Source organism: Lacibacter sp. MH-610 (assembly GCF_045780045.1).
Classification (GTDB): Bacteria; Bacteroidota; Bacteroidia; order Chitinophagales; family Chitinophagaceae; genus Lacibacter.
On sequence record NZ_CP116002.1, the window covers coordinates 2,646,359 to 2,662,287 of the forward strand.

The following is a 15,929-nucleotide window of genomic DNA, read 5'->3' on the forward strand; positions in this document are numbered from 1 at the left end:
GATAAAAGGAGTGAAAGGAGTAAAGGAGGTCCTCATTGGTCGGTACGGCCCCTAAGCCTTCAGACCAAAGAAAAGAACTGAGAAATTATAAATTTTCAAATTTTAAATCTTCATATAATTTATGGCATTAATGAAATCAATCTCCGGCATTCGTGGTACCATTGGCGGTAAACCCGGTGATAATTTAACGCCGATTGATATTGTAAAGTTTACCGCAGCTTATGGCTCTATCATCAGAAACAATGGCGGCAAAAAAATTATTGTAGGTCGTGATGGAAGAATGAGTGGCGAAATGGTGCGTAGCCTTGTAGTGAATACTTTGATTGGATTAGGACTGAATGTAATTGATTTAGGCTTAAGCACAACGCCCACCGTAGAAATGGCGGTGGTATTTGAAGGAGCTGATGGCGGTATTATCCTCACCGCTTCCCACAATCCTAAGCAATGGAATGCCTTGAAGTTGCTGAATAATAAAGGTGAATTCATCAGTGCAGAAATTGGCAAGCAGGTGTTAGTACTGGCAGAAAAAGAAGCGATTGATTTTGCAGGTGTGGATGAACTGGGGAATTATGAAACAGATGATACCCTGCTGCAAACACATATAGATGCCATACTCGCTCATCCATTGGTGAATAAAGAATTGATCGCCGCTAAAAAATTTAAAGTAGTAGTAGATGCCATCAATAGTTCAGGCGCTGTAGCAGTACCACAATTATTAAAAGCTTTAGGTGTAAATGATATTACCGTTCTAAATGCTGAAATGCACGGCAACTTTGTACATAATCCGGAACCATTAGCTGAAAACTTAGTAGAGCTGTGCAACCAAGTGGTGCAGCAGAAAGCACATCTCGGTATTGCTGTTGATCCTGATGTGGACCGTTTGTGTTTTGTAAGTGATGATGGCAATTTGTTTGGTGAAGAATATACCTTGGTGGCGGTGGCTGATTACGTACTCTCTAACAAAAAAGGAAATACGGTTTCTAATCTTTCATCTACAAGAGCGCTGAGAGATGTAACAGAAAAACATGGCGGTAAATATTATGCAAGTGCCGTAGGTGAGGTGAATGTGGTAACCAAGATGAAAGAAGTGAATGCCGTGATGGGAGGTGAAGGTAATGGCGGCATCATTGATCCGCAGTTACATTATGGCCGGGATGCGATGATTGGCATTGCATTGTTTTTAACACACCTGGCACAAAGCAATCTGAGTTGTGCAGCTTTGCGCAAGGCCTATCCTGATTACTTCATGAGCAAGAACAAAATTGATTTACCCAAAGGGACCAATGTGCCCGCCATTCTTGCCAAAGTAAAAGAGCAGTATGCTGCTTTCCCTGTAAATACGGAAGATGGCGTAAAGATTGAGTTTGAAAAAAGCTGGGTGCATCTGCGGGCAAGTAACACTGAGCCCATCATCCGGGTGTATTCCGAAGCACCGAGTGTGGAAGAAGCGGATAAAGTGGCAAAGGATGTGATGGAGAAGATTGAAGGGTTGATGTAATAATTAAAATATTCCTTAACTCGGCTGAGAAATGAGTAATCAAAATTATCAAATTACATTAAAAAATCATCTTACTTTTTTGTGGCCTTGTATTATTGCCAATTGTTTAATTATTTATTTCTACTATTTAATATTTGAAAAATCAGAGATTAACTTATTAATAATTCTTCTCTTCCTATCCATTTTCATTGTTAATATTCTTCCTGTCTTATTGATACATATACAATACTTTTTAACAAACAGGAATATGCTATTTAAGATTGATTCATTAAATAAAAAAATTGAATACAGCCAAAATGGAATAATCAAAAAGCTTGACTTTTCAGAAATTAATCGTCTTATTTCGTTTCGGTCATATGGGTATAGATCATGGTACCTATTTGAAGCATATGAATATCTTAAGATCATTACAAATGAAGGCGATGAAATTTTGATCACATGCTTGTTGATTCCTGATGCAAGGGATCGTTTTGAAGGGTTACTTAAAATAAGAGCAGAAGAAAAATTTCGATTATTGCCGTTTGCCAAATGATTTTGTATGTAAATATGTGTAGTTGGTAACAGAAAATCCCATGGTTATCTATCTTTTCTGTTTAAGGAACATTTCTTTCTATCTTTGCGCCTCTCAACGTTTGCTGATGAACAGATTATATTTTGACAGCGCTGCTACTACTGCTCTTGATCCACAGGTGTTGGAAGCCATGATGCCTTATTTTCAAAACAAATACGGCAATCCATCTTCTATTTACAGTTATGGAAGGGAAACCCGGCTGGCGATTGAAAATGCCCGTAAAAGCGTAGGCAAAATTTTAAACGCTCATCCGGCTGAAATCTTTTTCACCAGTTGCGGTACAGAAAGCAGCAATACCGCCATCACCGGCTCGGTTCGTGATCTCGGTTGCAAACGTATCATTACTTCGCCTATTGAACATCATGCAACACTCCATACCGTTGAATATTTAGATCATCGTGATGAAGCCAAAGTGAGCTATGTAAATATTCTGCCTGATGGACATATTGATATGGATCACCTGGCTGAACTGCTTGCTGCATCTGATGAAAAAACATTAGTCACTTTAATGCATGCCAATAATGAAATTGGTAATATCACGGATATCCATGCAGTAGGTGAGTTGTGTGTGCAGCATGGTGCCATCTTTCATTCTGACTGTGTGCAAACCGTCGGGCATTTCCATTTTGACCTTCGCAATACACCCGTACATTTTATCAGCGGCAGTGCGCATAAATTTCATGGGCCAAAAGGTGCCGGGCTTTTATACATTAATGAAAATGTACACATCAAACCTTATGTACACGGAGGCGGACAGGAACGCAACATGCGTGCAGGTACGGAAAATGTGTATGGCATTGTAGGTTTTGCCAAAGCACTGGAACTGGCTACTACCCATTTTGAAACAGAAAGCAATTACATCCGTGGTTTGAAATATTATTTGATGGAGCAATTGCAACAACATTTAAGTGATGTAAGTTTTAATGGCGATGCAGCGGGCAGAAGTAACTACACGGTACTGAATGTAAGTTTCCCCAAATCAGAAAAAAGTGAAATGCTGTTGATGAACCTTGATATGGCCGGTATTTGTGCCAGCGGCGGCAGCGCCTGTACCAGCGGTGCACAGCAAGGTTCGCATGTAATCCGTGCATTCAACAATGATCCCAATCGTATTCCTGTACGATTCAGTTTTTCTAAGTTTAATACAAAAGAAGAAGTAGATGTATTGGTAGCCAAACTCAAAGAGTTGGTTTGATGAATCTGTACCGATACGTTTGGCCGGATGCCACGGAGAGCGGAACGATGAAGTGAGTGACACAACATGGCTCCCTCGTTGGTACAAAAGCCCGTACCAAAAATGTATTTTCTTCATTCATTTACGGTGCTATCTCATCTTAAATTCTGATACCCGTCATTTCTTAACAACTGTTTGCTTGCCAACTTAGCTGCAAAATTCATGCTATGGCAACCCGCAGACAATTCGTTAAAGATGGCTTGCTCAGTACTGCAGGCATCTTACTGGCAACAGACAGTATTTCGGCATTCGGAATAAGTGCCACACCGAAAGTTGTAATCATTGGTGCGGGGTTTTCAGGATTAGCGGCGGCCTATGCCTTACAAAAAAGAGGAATTGATGTGGTGGTACTGGAAGCAAGAAACAGGGTGGGAGGCAGAGTTTATACCTATAACATAGATGCTAAAGAAAATCTGAATGTAGAGTTGGGAGGCGAATGGATTTCCAAATCACAAAAACGTATTTTGGGATTATGCGATGAGTTGGGTTTATTGCTGCAGGATAACCTCTTACAGGCGCATCTGCATTATAAAAATCAATACTTCAAACCATTTGAATGGAGCCAGGGCCAGGATTGGCAAAAGAAACTGGCCAAACTGAAAATGGATTTTGTTGATCTTACACAGGAAGATAAAAATGAACTGGATAAATTAGACTGGTGGCGTTACTTACTCAATAACGGATGTGATGGCAGAGATTTAGATATTCAAAACCTTGTGGATAGTATTGATTTTGGTGAAAGCATACGCCAGGTATCAGCTTATGCTGCATTGCAGCATTTCACTACGGTGGCACAACGTAAAGAACTTCCATATAAAATTGTAGGTGGTAATGGTAAACTGGCCGATGCTCTTGCTAAAAAAATAGGAGCGGAAAAAATAAAACTTAATCACCAGGTGTTACGTATTGAACAAAGTAACCGTGTAAAAATTACCTGTAGCAATGGTGAAGTTTTTGAAGCAGATAAACTCATTTGTACCACACCCACACAGGCCATGAAAAAAATAGAATGGCTGCCGAAATTACCCGTTGATAAAATAGATGCGATTAATGAACTGCAGTACGGACGTGTTAATAAGAACCTTATGCTTTTTACTAACCGTTTCTGGAAAGATGAACGCTTTGATATTGTTACCGATTCCACCGCACATTTTATTTATCACGGCAGTAAGGATCAGAAATCAGTAAAAGGCGTCTTGATCTCTTATGCTATTGGTGATAAAGCTGATGTGGTAGCCAAACAAAATGATACAGGCCGGGCTGTTTTAATGCAACAGGCTTTATTGCCGGCATTTGGAAATATTCGTCCGGCACTGGAAAAACAATTCAACTACTATTGGGGCGATGATGAATTTTCAAAAGGCGCTTACTCTGTGTACCGCCCGGGTCAATGGTTCCGTTTACGACCGGCTTTGAAAAAAGCATTCATCAATACCTATTTTGCCGGCGAGCATATTGCCGATTTACAGGCAAGTATGGAAGGAGCCGTAGTAAGTGGCGAAGAGGCCGCAGCCATGATTTAAATAACTGATGCAGAAAATGAAAATGCCGGTTTGCAGACCGGCATTTTTTATACAACATATTGCAGGATGATGAACAGTTAATACACTACAATCTGTCGTTTGAGGGTTCCTTCATTGGTTCGCATTAACAAATAATAGGTTCCTTTAGATAAAGCAACGGTAGAAAACGGAAGTGTTATTTCACCCGGTTGCATTTTAAATTTTACTACTTGCTGTACCACACGGCCCGAAGCATCATATAACATAATGCTGATATCAGAAATTTTCCTGGTACTGATGTTGATGCGGGATGCCGGTGTAACAGGATTGGGAAATACTGTAAAGTTGAAATCAAGAACCCTGTTTTCATCAATTGAAGAAGTTACATTCACCCGTATCCTTCCTTTCATGCCTACAAATGCATGTGCTGCACAAACATAGTAGATGGTAGCACCTGCCATACCTGCTGTAATGGTAAGCGTAAAAGGTGTGGTTGAAGAAAAACCGCCGGGCAAGGCTGTATTACCATTCACATTCCAGGTAGCTTCACTCACCTGTTGCAGCGGATGAAAACTCTGGGCATCTATTACCACCACATCACCCACATTTACCACTAAATCATCCGGCGTATAAGTAAAGCCGTTGATATCAATATTAAAATTTGCAGCGCTTAATGAACGGGACACACAAAGTGCCAAAGAAACCAGGAGTAAAAATTTCTTCATAAACATTTTTGATGCTATAATTTACTCAAAGCATCAGATAATCGATTTTATTTTTGATTGAACGGGAAATTTTACGTGCCGAACCGGAAATGTTTAATAATTTCCCAGCTCAAATATTGATTATGACCATTCAAAAACTCTTGTACGCCGCCACAGCGCTCAGCCTTATGTGGAGTTCCTGTAAAGAAATGCCCAACGCAGAAAACAAGCAGGATGCTGCCGGTAATTTTCCCGCCTATATTGCTCAATCAAATATTTATGAAGTGAATGTGCGGCAATACACGCCTGAAGGAACTTTTAAAGCCTTTGAAGCGCATTTGCCAAGGTTGAAAGAAATGGGAGTGGAGATATTGTGGTTTATGCCCATTACACCCATCAGCGAAGTGGACCGTAAAGGAAAGCTGGGCAGTTATTATGCGGTGCAGGATTATACCGCAGTGAATCCTGAGTTTGGAACATTGGAGGATTGGAAGAACCTGGTAAACAAAGCACATGAGCTGGGCTTTAAAGTAATTACGGACTGGGTGGCCAATCATACCGGTGCTGATAACCGCTGGATCAAAAGCAATCCTGATTTTTTTGTAAAGAAAGCGGATGGCACACTGGCTTATGCGTTTGACTGGAGTGATACGAGAGATCTGAATTTTGAAAATCCATTGTTGCACGACAGCATGATCAATGCCATGAAGTATTGGTTAACGGAAACAAAGATTGATGGTTTCCGTTGCGATGTGGCAGGCGAAGTGCCAAGAAGTTTTTGGCAGCATTGCATTGCTGAATTGAAAAAAGTAAAGCCCGATATTTTCATGCTGGCAGAAGCAGATGTAGCATGGATTCATGATGCCGGCTTTAATGCCAGTTATGGGTGGGATGGTTTTGCCAAGATGAAGAAAGTAGCCAGAGGTGAAGCCAGTGCTAAACTGCTGGACACTTCATTGATGAAACTGGAAGAAACCTTTGTACCCGGCGCCATTAAAATGTATTTTACCAGCAACCATGATGAGAACAGCTGGAACAAAGCAGATTATGAAACCATGCCCGGCGCTGTTCATGCACCCTTTGCTGTATTGAGCCAGACATGGAAAAACACATTGCCCCTCATCTACAGCGGCCAGGAAGAACCGTTCTTAGATAGTATTTCCTTTTTCTATAAAGACACCATCACCTTTGCTAAGTTTGAACGTAGTGCTTTTTACAAAACACTGTTAGGGTTACGTAAAAGCAATCCGGCATTGGCGGTAGATGCTGCTTATAAAAAGTTAGTTTCTTCCAATGATGATGCGGTATATGCATACATAAGAGAAAAGAATGGCAGAAAAGTATTGGTAGTATTAAATCTTTCTGCCAATCCTCAAACAGTAACCATCAAAGGAGAGTTTAGTGGTGAAGCTGATAATGTATTTGGAGGTAAGAAAGAAAAATTAACGGATGGGCAACAATTTGCATTGGCGCCTTGGGGCTATGCGGTGTATAGTTATTAGGCTAAGAGATAAAAGAGTGAAATGAGATAATAAAGAGAGGGCGTAAAAAAATAAGCCCTCTCTTTATTATAAATATTTAAACAATCAGCAACTCTTTTTATCTCCTTTCATCTCCTAGCTCACAAATCCCAACGCCTTCACCAACTCCTCCGGCAACTTCGGCAACTTTCTACGTTCAATCAAATACGTTGAAAGCGAAGCCAATTCTTTAAAAATATAATGTTGCTGCACAGCACCATCTAAATACCCGGCACCGCTGGTGTTACCCGTACCTACACGCATACCAATCATTCGTCGCACCATCACATAATGTTTATGGCGCCAGCCCGCCAACCAATGATCGATCTCAATGAGTGTATCTAAAATCTGAAATGATGTTTGAAACACCGGAAAATCACGATAGAGCATAATAAACAAAGCACTCCGCATGGCTTTATCACTCATGCCCGCCTCAATATGTAATTCATCCAGGAATTGTGTATCAAAATCTTTCAGCTTGTGCAATTCCCGTTCTGTTAAGCTTTGCTGATACAGGTACCGGTAATCATTCCAGAAAGGATAAAGGCTTACAGCTTCATTGCTGAGTTTTTTATAATCAGTCCAATACTTTTCATCAAAAAAAGGCATACGCTCCAGCCAGCGGTTTACCAACTGAAGAATGCTTTCAGTATGTTCAGTAGATTCTATTTCATTAAAATCTTTTTGAGTGAAACCACCTTCATTGGTGCGTTTGTAATAATCATGATGATGACGCTTTTCCATCTGCAAACCCAGCGTAGCTTCTATCAAACGGAACTGCTTGCTTTGAAAACCGGAAGCAGGCGTGAGCAGGTTGCGGAACTCCAGGAAGTCCAGCGGCGTCATCGTATTAAGAATGGTTATCTGCTGATTCAGCAATTCCAAAATCCGCACCACCCGCTGCAGACGGTGACGGCAGAGGTTGAGATCCTCACTGTTATCATCCACCTTTTCTTTACTGAACACTTTTTTCACAAACTCCAGTTCAAACAAAATCTGTTTAAACCATAATTCATAAGCCTGGTGAATGATGATGAAGAGCATTTCATCATGTGCCGGTGTTTGCCCTTCTGCAAAACTTAAAGGAGCTTGTGCTTCCAATATTTTTTCTAACTGTAAGTAGGAAGGATAGTATTGGCCGTTACCTGTATTCATATCGCAATCATTAAGTGCGGCAATGTAAATCATTTTTCAATGTTTGCCTTCTGTTGACGTATGATGTTGGTTATGGCGTTATTTTTGTTTATCATCTTACTATGAGAAAATTCAAACTTCTGATTCTTGCCTTTTGGTTGTCAGCACAATTAAATGCGCAGGATGTACATCTTTCGCTTTTTGGCGGTACTGCTAATTATGCCGGTGATTTGCAAAGCAGGCGTTTTACGTTTGACCAGGCATTGTTCACCGTAGGCCTGTGGGGCAGTTATGAATATAGTAACAAACTGATGCTGCGGGCAGGTTTGCATTATGCCCAGGTGAATGCACAGGATAAATATCAATCTAATACATTACGTCGTTTGCGCAACCTGAGTTTTGCATCCGATATATGGGAAGGGCACCTGGCAGCTGAATTTCATTTCCTCGGAATGCAGGATCGCATCTTTTCACCTTATGTAATGGGTGGTGTGGCCGTGTTTCATTTCAACCCTTATGCATATGCACCGGTGAGTGCCGGCGGACAAAAAGTATTTCTCCGTCCCTTATCAACAGAAGGGCAGGGCTTAACAGGCTTTCCGGATAGAAAGCCTTATCAACTTACACAGGTGGCAGTTCCGTTGGGAGCAGGTGTGCGGATGAAGTTAACAGATCGTATTACCGCAGGTGCTGAAATAAGTTACCGCATAACATTTACAGACTATATTGATGATGTAAGTGGCCGTTATGTAGATCAGAATGCTTTGCTTACACAGAGAGGTCCGTTAGCCGTTCAAATGGCATTCCGTACACCGGAGTTGCCGGATCATACCACAGATCCTTATCCCATCAACAATACCATCAGGGGCGGCAGTGCTAAAGACAATTACTATTTCATGGGACTGAGCATCAGTTACCGTCTTTCACAAGGTGGGGGAAGTAATTTTTCAGGAGGTGGGGCCGCCGGTAGAAAATACCGCTCTAAGCTTGGTTGTCCTACAAATGTGTGGTGATAAACAGCTCCTTTTTGCAAGAAAAAACAGGACCCTAACCGGCCTGTCTTTCTCTTTCTGATGCCTCCCATTTATTGCCCCATTTCTTTTCCACAACAGCCCTTTTTTTGTTGAAAAAACAGGCTAAATAAACCGCTGTTTTCAAGGGTTTTCCCTGCTCATTTCGGTATCTTTGGCGGCCTTCAAAAAATAATATGGATCAAACTGAAAATACAATGGAAAACGGTCAGAATAACCAGGGCCGTATCATTCCCGTAAACATTGAAGAACAAATGAAAACGGCGTACATCGATTACTCCATGAGTGTAATCGTTGGACGTGCTTTGCCTGATGTAAGAGATGGTTTAAAACCCGTACACCGCCGCATCCTTTTCGCCATGAATGAACTGGATCTCCAGTACAATAAGGCTTATAAAAAGAGTGCAAGGGTGGTGGGTGAAGTGTTAGGTAAATATCACCCGCATGGTGATAGCTCTGTATATGATGCCATGGTACGTATGGCGCAGGAATGGAGCATGCGTTATACACTCATTGATGGTCAGGGTAACTTTGGTAACCAGGATGGAGATGGACCTGCCGCCATGCGTTACACAGAGGTACGCATGGATCGTATTGCGGAGAGTATGATGGATGATATTGATAAAGAAACAGTGGACTTTCAGCTCAACTTTGATGATTCTGAAAAAGAACCTACTGTACTGCCCACCCGCATTCCCCAGCTTTTAGTAAATGGCTCCAGTGGTATTGCCGTAGGTATGGCTACCAATATGATGCCGCATAACCTCAGCGAAGTGCTGGATGGTTGTGTTGCGTACATTGACAACCGGGAGATTACCATTGATGAATTGATGAAGCATGTAAAAGCACCAGACTTTCCAACTGCCGGAACTATCTATGGAATGGAAGGTATAAAAGCCGGGTATCATTTCGGACGTGGAAGGGTAGTGCTCCGTGGTAAAATGCAGGTGGAAACCAAAACCAGCGGTCGTGAACAAATCATTATCACAGAAGTTCCCTACCAGGTAAACCGTGATGCGTTAACTGATAAGATTGGTCAGCTGGTAAATGATAAAGTGATTGATGGTATTGTGCATGTAAACAATGAAAGTAACCAGAAAGAAGGAACACGTATTGTGGTTGATCTGAGACGTGATGCTGTAGCAAACGTTATCATCAATCAACTTTACAAATACACGGAGTTGCAAACTTCGTTTGGTATCAATAACGTAGCGCTGGTAAAAGGTCGACCCAAAATTCTCAACCTGAAAGATATGATTTCAGAGTTTGTAGAATTCCGTCATGAGGTGGTGGTTCGCAGGGCGAAATATGAATTACGTAAAGCACAGGAGCGTGCTCATATTTTACAGGGTTATTTAATTGCACTGGATCATCTGGATGAAGTGATTGCTCTCATCCGCAGTTCTGCCACACCTGATATTGCAAAAGAAAGTTTGATCAATGCAGGATGGGGATTGGATGAAATTCAGGCCAAAGCAATTTTAGAATTACGTCTTCAGCGCCTTACCGGCATGGAGCGTGAAAAAATAAAGCAGGAGTATGATGAGTTGATGCAGTTGATTGCACACCTCAACGAATTACTCAATAATGAACAGATGCGTTTTGACCTCATCAAAACAGAATTACTGGAGATCAAAGCAAAGTTTGGCGATGAGCGTAAAACAGAAATCACCTACCTCGATGATGAAGTACGCATTGAAGACCTCATCAAAGAAGAAGATGTAGTGATCACCATTTCGCATCATGGCTATGTAAAACGTACTTCTTTAACAGAGTACCGGCAGCAGCGTCGTGGCGGCAGGGGAGCTGTGGGCAGCAAAACAAGAGAAGAAGATTTTATTGAGCATCTGTTTGTAGCATCTACCCACCACACCCTCCTGTTCTTTACAGAAAAAGGAAGATGTTACTGGCTTAAGAGTTACGAAATTCCGGAAGGAGATAAAACAAGTAAGGGTCGTGCTATTCAAAACCTGATGCAGCTGGCGCCCGATGATAAAGTAAGAGCCATCATTGATGTACCCAACCTGGATGACGAGGAATTTGTAAAGAATCATTACATTGTACTTTGCACCCGTAAAGGCATCATCAAGAAAACAAGTTTGGAAGATTTTAGCAGACGTCGTGCAACCGGTGTGAACGCAATTACCATCGTAGAAGGCGATCAATTGCTGGAAGCCAAGATGACGGACGGTCAAAGTGAAATCATGATGGCAGTAAAGAGTGGCCGTGCCATCCGTTTCCCTGAAGAAAAAGTAAGACCTACCGGTCGGGGTGCTATCGGAGTTGCGGGTATTGAAGTGGATGACGCTAATGATGAAGTGGTTGGTATGATTTGTGTAAAAGCAGAAGACACGTCCAGAACCGTGCTGGTAGTAAGTGAAAAAGGATATGGTAAGCGAACTGCTGTAAGCGAATACCGTTTTACCAACCGTGGTGGAAAGGGTGTTAAAACCATCAACGTAACAGATAAAACAGGAGCACTGGTGGGTATTCTGGATGTTACGGAGAAAGAAGACCTGATGATCAGCAGCCGCAATGGAATCACCATCCGTATGAGTGTGGCACAGATCAGCGAACAGGGAAGAGCCACACAGGGAGTTAAATTGATTCGGGTAGATGAAGGTGATGAAATTGCAGCCATTACAAAGGTGGCAGAAGAAGAAGAGGTAGAGTCTGTAAATGGCAGTAATGAAGAACAACAACCGGGAGATGCCCCAGGTGGAGAAAGTCCCGGCGAAGGAAATGAACCGACTGAAAATCAATAAATAAAAATTATTCTCTTACATTAAACAACAAAGATGAAACAGATTCTTTTTGCAGCGATTGCGTTTGTTTTTGCCTTAAATGTTTCAGGGCAGGACATTAAAAAAGTTCGTAACTATTATGACAAGAAAGACTGGCCTAAAGCAAAAGAGGCCGTTGAACTGATGCTGGCAAATGAAAAAGAACAAAAGAACTGGGAAGCATGGTACTACAAGGGACTTGTTTACAGTCAATTTGGTAAAGATGCTGCTTTAAAAGGAAGCATTCAGGATGTTTGGATTCAAGCTTATGAAGCTTTTCAAAAAGCAATGGAACTGGATCCCAAACAAACTGAAACTTATATGACGCTTCGCAGCTATCCCGTTTTTGATAGCTACCTGGAGTTACAAAGAGAAGGTAACGACTTTTATAACAAACAGGATTATGTAAATGCGCTTGAAAAATATAAAGCAGCCGATAAAGTGGGTCGCTTTATTTTCAAAAATAAATGGGCGCTGAGCGAAGTGGACACTGTTTTATACTACTATGCAGGCGCTGCCGCCATGCAGGCTGAAAAAATGGATGAAGCCATCAGCTTTTTCCAGAAAATATGTGATGCTGAAATAGGCGGTGAAGGTTATGATGTTTGCTACCGTTATGTAACTTATCATTACGATTCCAAGAAAGATTTTGAGAAAGCACAGAAGTATGCCAACACAGGCCGTCGTTTGTATCCCAATGATACTTACTATGATAAACTGGATCTTGACCGTGAGCGTAAGAATGGCGTAGGACCGGAGTTGTTTAAGAAATATGAAGCTGTTTTATCTAAAGACGCTAAGGACTACGATATGCGTTTTGACTATGCCGCTGAAATGTTTAACTGGTTGTTTATGGACCAGAAAGCGCCGGCTGATCAAAAAGGAACCTACTTTGATAAAATCATTTCAGAGTTAAAGACATGCATCCAAACAGATAGCAAGAAGCCGGATGCGTTCCTGCTCTTAGGTAAAGTTTATTTTAACGACGCAGCTAATATGCAGGATGAACTCAAAACCATCAAGGGTACTACACCGGCTGATACACAGAAGAAAAATGATCTGAAAGCCAAAATGGAGACCCGTATGAAGGAGAGCATTCCTAACCTGGAAAGTGCACTTGCTCTTTTTGAAGGAATGAACCAGGCAGAATTAATGAAAGACCGTCGCCAGAAGAATGAGTATAAAAACACGCTGTACCTCTTAACAGAAGCTTACCGTTTTATTGGTAACACTGAAAAAGAAAAAGCTTATCAAAAGAAATATGATGCCCTAAACGGATAATTTTTAAAATCATTCAATTGCGAAAGGTTGCTTCAGTTGAAGCAACCTTTCTTTTTGTACATTCGGTTTTTTTGAACAACCGCAATCAATTGAAGAACTATGAGTTTACAACTGAACAGAACTGAATTTGGTAACCCTCAAAACAAAGGAATTGTTTTAAGCCGTGAGGAAGCTTATGGGCTTATGACGGAATGGGTAAAAAATGAACGGCTGCAATTGCACATGCGCCAGGTAGCTCATTTAATGAAATGTTGGGCGGCTGAAAAAGAAGGACTCAAGGAGACCGATCAATGGCGTTGGGAAATGGCCGGGCTGCTGCATGATGCAGATTGGGACCAATGGCCCGAGCTGCACTGCAAAAAGATTATCGAAGAACTGGAAGCCCGGAATGTAGACCCGGAAATCATAAGGGCCATTGCCAGCCATGGGCCGAATCATTTTGGAGTAGAGCCGGTTACCAGGATGGACCGGATGCTGTATGCCTTTGATGAGCTGAGCGGACTCATTCATGCTTACAGTTTAATGCGCCCGGAAGGTTATGCAGGTATGGAGCTGAAAGGCGTGAAGAAACGTTTTAAAGAAAAAAGCTTTGCAGCAGGCGTGAACAGAGAAGAAGTGATGGATGCACTGAACAGGGCAGGTCTGCAGTTTGATGAACTGGTTCCGTATATCATTAACAGGCAAGCGGAACTGAAATAGAAAATACTCTATTTAACATAAGGTTAATTATACGATAAATTATTCAACCTTAAAGTAACTCAACTCAGCGCTCAGGTCAAGAGCCGGATGGGCTTTCGACAGCGCCTCTGCCTTTGCATAATGTTGCTTCAGAAACTGCTGATGCTGATTCGATCCCGGGTGAAAGGGCTTGTGATTTCTTGCGGTAACCAACTGTTTAATTTCTTTCATCAAATTTTGCGTAGGTTCATCAAAAGCATAGGCGGCAAAATGTTCCATCACAAATTGTGTAGCTGCATAATTGGGATGCGCCAGGTCAATATCATAAAAGCGGTAATCTCTTAACACGTCTATTACCAGTTCATAAGCCGGGAAATAAAACAGCCGGTCAAATTTGTTCACCAGGTGATGCACGGTTTCAATCAACCGGGCCTTGCTGCGGTTATTATCCACCACGCCATCCCTTAAATGCCGCACCGGGCTGATGGTGAAAATGATCTTGAGCTTGGGATTGCTGTAAAACAAACGGTGAATGGTATTATCCAGCAATTCTATTTGCTCTGAAATCGGGATCAGGTATTTTTCAAACCAGGTTCCCGGGGCTTTATGGCAGTTGGCCACAAACGAGTTACTTTCTTTTAAACGATATACAAAGGATGAACCCAGTGTAATGATGAGCCAGTCTGCCTCCTTTATAAACGCATGTGCCTGCTGCTGCGATTGATTAATGCCATTCAAAGACTGCTCTGGTTGAGGATGGCTGAAACGGCTGTGATGATCCCAGCTCAACCACAACTCATTGAACTGCTGTAAATCTTCCGCTTTATATTGTTTATTATCAAGATAATTGTTCAGACTCCGGCACACACTTGCTGTTTCAAATAAAATACCGTTTGGATTTTGCAACACATTGAATTTCAAATCCTGCAGTTTGTTGCCAATATGCTCTGTAAAGCAACTTCCCATAAGCATAATCGTGTCCTTATAGCTAATGGATTGAGGTAAAGGCTTGATATCAATATTGCTGAAAAAGTTCATGACACAAAGATACGGGCCGCAAGTTGCAGACTTTGGGCAAGGGCTTCTTTATTGATGTGCTGAAGGAGATTCTGTTTATCAAAATAAGCAATCATTATTTCGGTGTTCATATTACCCACCAGTTCATCATCGGCCATGGGGCAACCGCCAATGCCTTTTAAGGCGCCGTCAAACCGAAGGCAACCGCTGTTGAGCGCTGCCTCTAACTTTTCAATGCGGTTGGCAGCTGAAGAATGTAAATGAACACCTACTTCCACACCTTTTAATTCCTTTACCAGGTAAGAGGTAATTTCATTTACCTGTTCAGGTGTAGCCAAGCCAACAGTATCAGCAATGGAAATGATTTTAATATCCATCGCTGCCAGTTTCTTTGCCCAATTAAAAACAATCTCCCTGGTCCACTCATCTCCATAAGGATTACCAAAACCCATGGACAGATAAACGACGAGCTGCTTTTGATTTTTAACGCAAAGCTCCTGTATACTCTCTACACGTTTTAAAGATTCAGTAATACTGCTGTTGGTATTACGTTGCTGAAAGGTTTCAGAAACAGAAAACGGAAAGCCGAGATAAGTGATTTCATCATACACTACGGCATCATCAGCCCCACGCTCATTAGCAATAATGGCAAGTAGTTTACTTCTTGAATCTTGTACCTTAAGCCTTGATATCACTTCTTTGGTATCCGCCATTTGCGGAATAGCCTTAGGCGAAACAAAACTGCCGAAATCAATCGTATCAAATCCTACCTGCAACAAACTATTGATATATTCAACTTTCTGTTCTGTTGGTATAAATGTTTTCCACCCCTGCATAGCATCACGGGGGCATTCAATAAGTTTTAGTTGCTTTTCAGACTTCATACTTCAAAGTTAGGACAGCCATTCCTCCTTTTTTGGAATTTTCCTAACAGACGAGACATTAAAGTTAAATTCATTTAAAAAAAGTTATGAAT

At 41.6% G+C, this 15,929-nt stretch carries 13 protein-coding genes; 9 read left to right on the forward strand and 4 right to left on the reverse strand.

The features are described from left to right. Positions 1-130 precede the first annotated feature (130 nt). The 4 genes from glmM (at position 131) to PDL71_RS12260 (ending at position 4,826) form a co-directional block, all read left to right on the forward strand. Entirely contained in the window at positions 131-1,498 is a 1,368-nt protein-coding gene (gene glmM, locus PDL71_RS12245) for a phosphoglucosamine mutase (protein ID WP_407521399.1), read from the forward strand. Between the two features lie 31 nt (positions 1,499-1,529). Continuing rightward, a complete protein-coding gene (locus PDL71_RS12250; protein WP_407521401.1) occupies positions 1,530-2,030 on the forward strand; it encodes a hypothetical protein in 501 nt (166 codons plus the stop codon). 106 nt (positions 2,031-2,136) lie between these two features. Next, positions 2,137-3,264, forward strand: coding sequence for a cysteine desulfurase family protein (locus PDL71_RS12255; protein WP_407521403.1), 1,128 nt, complete (start codon positions 2,137-2,139; stop codon positions 3,262-3,264). Positions 3,265-3,470: 206 nt separating this feature from the next. Next, positions 3,471-4,826: a flavin monoamine oxidase family protein gene (locus tag PDL71_RS12260; RefSeq protein WP_407521405.1), complete on the forward strand. Its 1,356-nt coding sequence runs from the start codon at positions 3,471-3,473 to the stop codon at positions 4,824-4,826. A 77-nt stretch (positions 4,827-4,903) separates the two neighbouring features. Here PDL71_RS12260 and PDL71_RS12265 read toward each other — a convergent pair whose 3' ends face one another. Further along, a complete protein-coding gene (locus tag PDL71_RS12265) occupies positions 4,904-5,530 on the reverse strand; it encodes a T9SS type A sorting domain-containing protein (RefSeq protein ID WP_407521407.1) in 627 nt (208 codons plus the stop codon). A 122-nt stretch (positions 5,531-5,652) separates the two neighbouring features. Between PDL71_RS12265 and PDL71_RS12270 the strand changes: the two genes are divergently transcribed. Continuing rightward, complete coding sequence (locus PDL71_RS12270; RefSeq protein ID WP_407521409.1) at positions 5,653-7,011, forward strand: alpha-amylase family glycosyl hydrolase; 1,359 nt, start codon at positions 5,653-5,655, stop codon at positions 7,009-7,011. Between the two features lie 114 nt (positions 7,012-7,125). On the opposite strand, the gene PDL71_RS12275 is transcribed toward PDL71_RS12270, so the two are convergent. Continuing rightward, a complete protein-coding gene (locus PDL71_RS12275) occupies positions 7,126-8,217 on the reverse strand; it encodes a tryptophan 2,3-dioxygenase family protein (protein WP_407521411.1) in 1,092 nt (363 codons plus the stop codon). 68 nt (positions 8,218-8,285) lie between these two features. Here PDL71_RS12275 and PDL71_RS12280 point away from each other — a divergent pair, with 68 nt between their 5' ends. From PDL71_RS12280 to PDL71_RS12295, 4 genes are all read left to right on the forward strand, one after another. Beyond that, positions 8,286-9,176 (forward strand): DUF6089 family protein, encoded by an 891-nt coding sequence (locus PDL71_RS12280; RefSeq protein WP_407521413.1) that lies wholly within the window; start codon positions 8,286-8,288, stop codon positions 9,174-9,176. Between the two features lie 194 nt (positions 9,177-9,370). Then, positions 9,371-11,959 (forward strand): DNA gyrase subunit A, encoded by a 2,589-nt coding sequence (gene gyrA / locus PDL71_RS12285; protein WP_407521415.1) that lies wholly within the window; start codon positions 9,371-9,373, stop codon positions 11,957-11,959. A 33-nt stretch (positions 11,960-11,992) separates the two neighbouring features. After that, positions 11,993-13,258 carry a tetratricopeptide repeat protein gene (locus PDL71_RS12290; protein ID WP_407521417.1) on the forward strand — a complete coding sequence of 422 codons (1,266 nt, stop codon included), beginning with the start codon at positions 11,993-11,995 and terminating at the stop codon, positions 13,256-13,258. A gap of 99 nt (positions 13,259-13,357) precedes the next feature. Continuing rightward, on the forward strand, positions 13,358-13,957 hold the full coding sequence (locus PDL71_RS12295; protein ID WP_407521419.1) for an HD domain-containing protein: 600 nt from the start codon (positions 13,358-13,360) through the stop codon (positions 13,955-13,957). A 39-nt stretch (positions 13,958-13,996) separates the two neighbouring features. Here PDL71_RS12295 and PDL71_RS12300 read toward each other — a convergent pair whose 3' ends face one another. Both PDL71_RS12300 and PDL71_RS12305 read right to left on the reverse strand, forming a co-directional pair. Beyond that, positions 13,997-14,974 (reverse strand): GSCFA domain-containing protein, encoded by a 978-nt coding sequence (locus PDL71_RS12300; protein ID WP_407521421.1) that lies wholly within the window; start codon positions 14,972-14,974, stop codon positions 13,997-13,999. Further along, on the reverse strand, positions 14,971-15,837 hold the full coding sequence (locus tag PDL71_RS12305; RefSeq protein WP_407521423.1) for a hydroxymethylglutaryl-CoA lyase: 867 nt from the start codon (positions 15,835-15,837) through the stop codon (positions 14,971-14,973). The genes PDL71_RS12300 and PDL71_RS12305 overlap by 4 nt, the downstream gene beginning before the upstream one ends. Positions 15,838-15,929 lie beyond the last annotated feature (92 nt).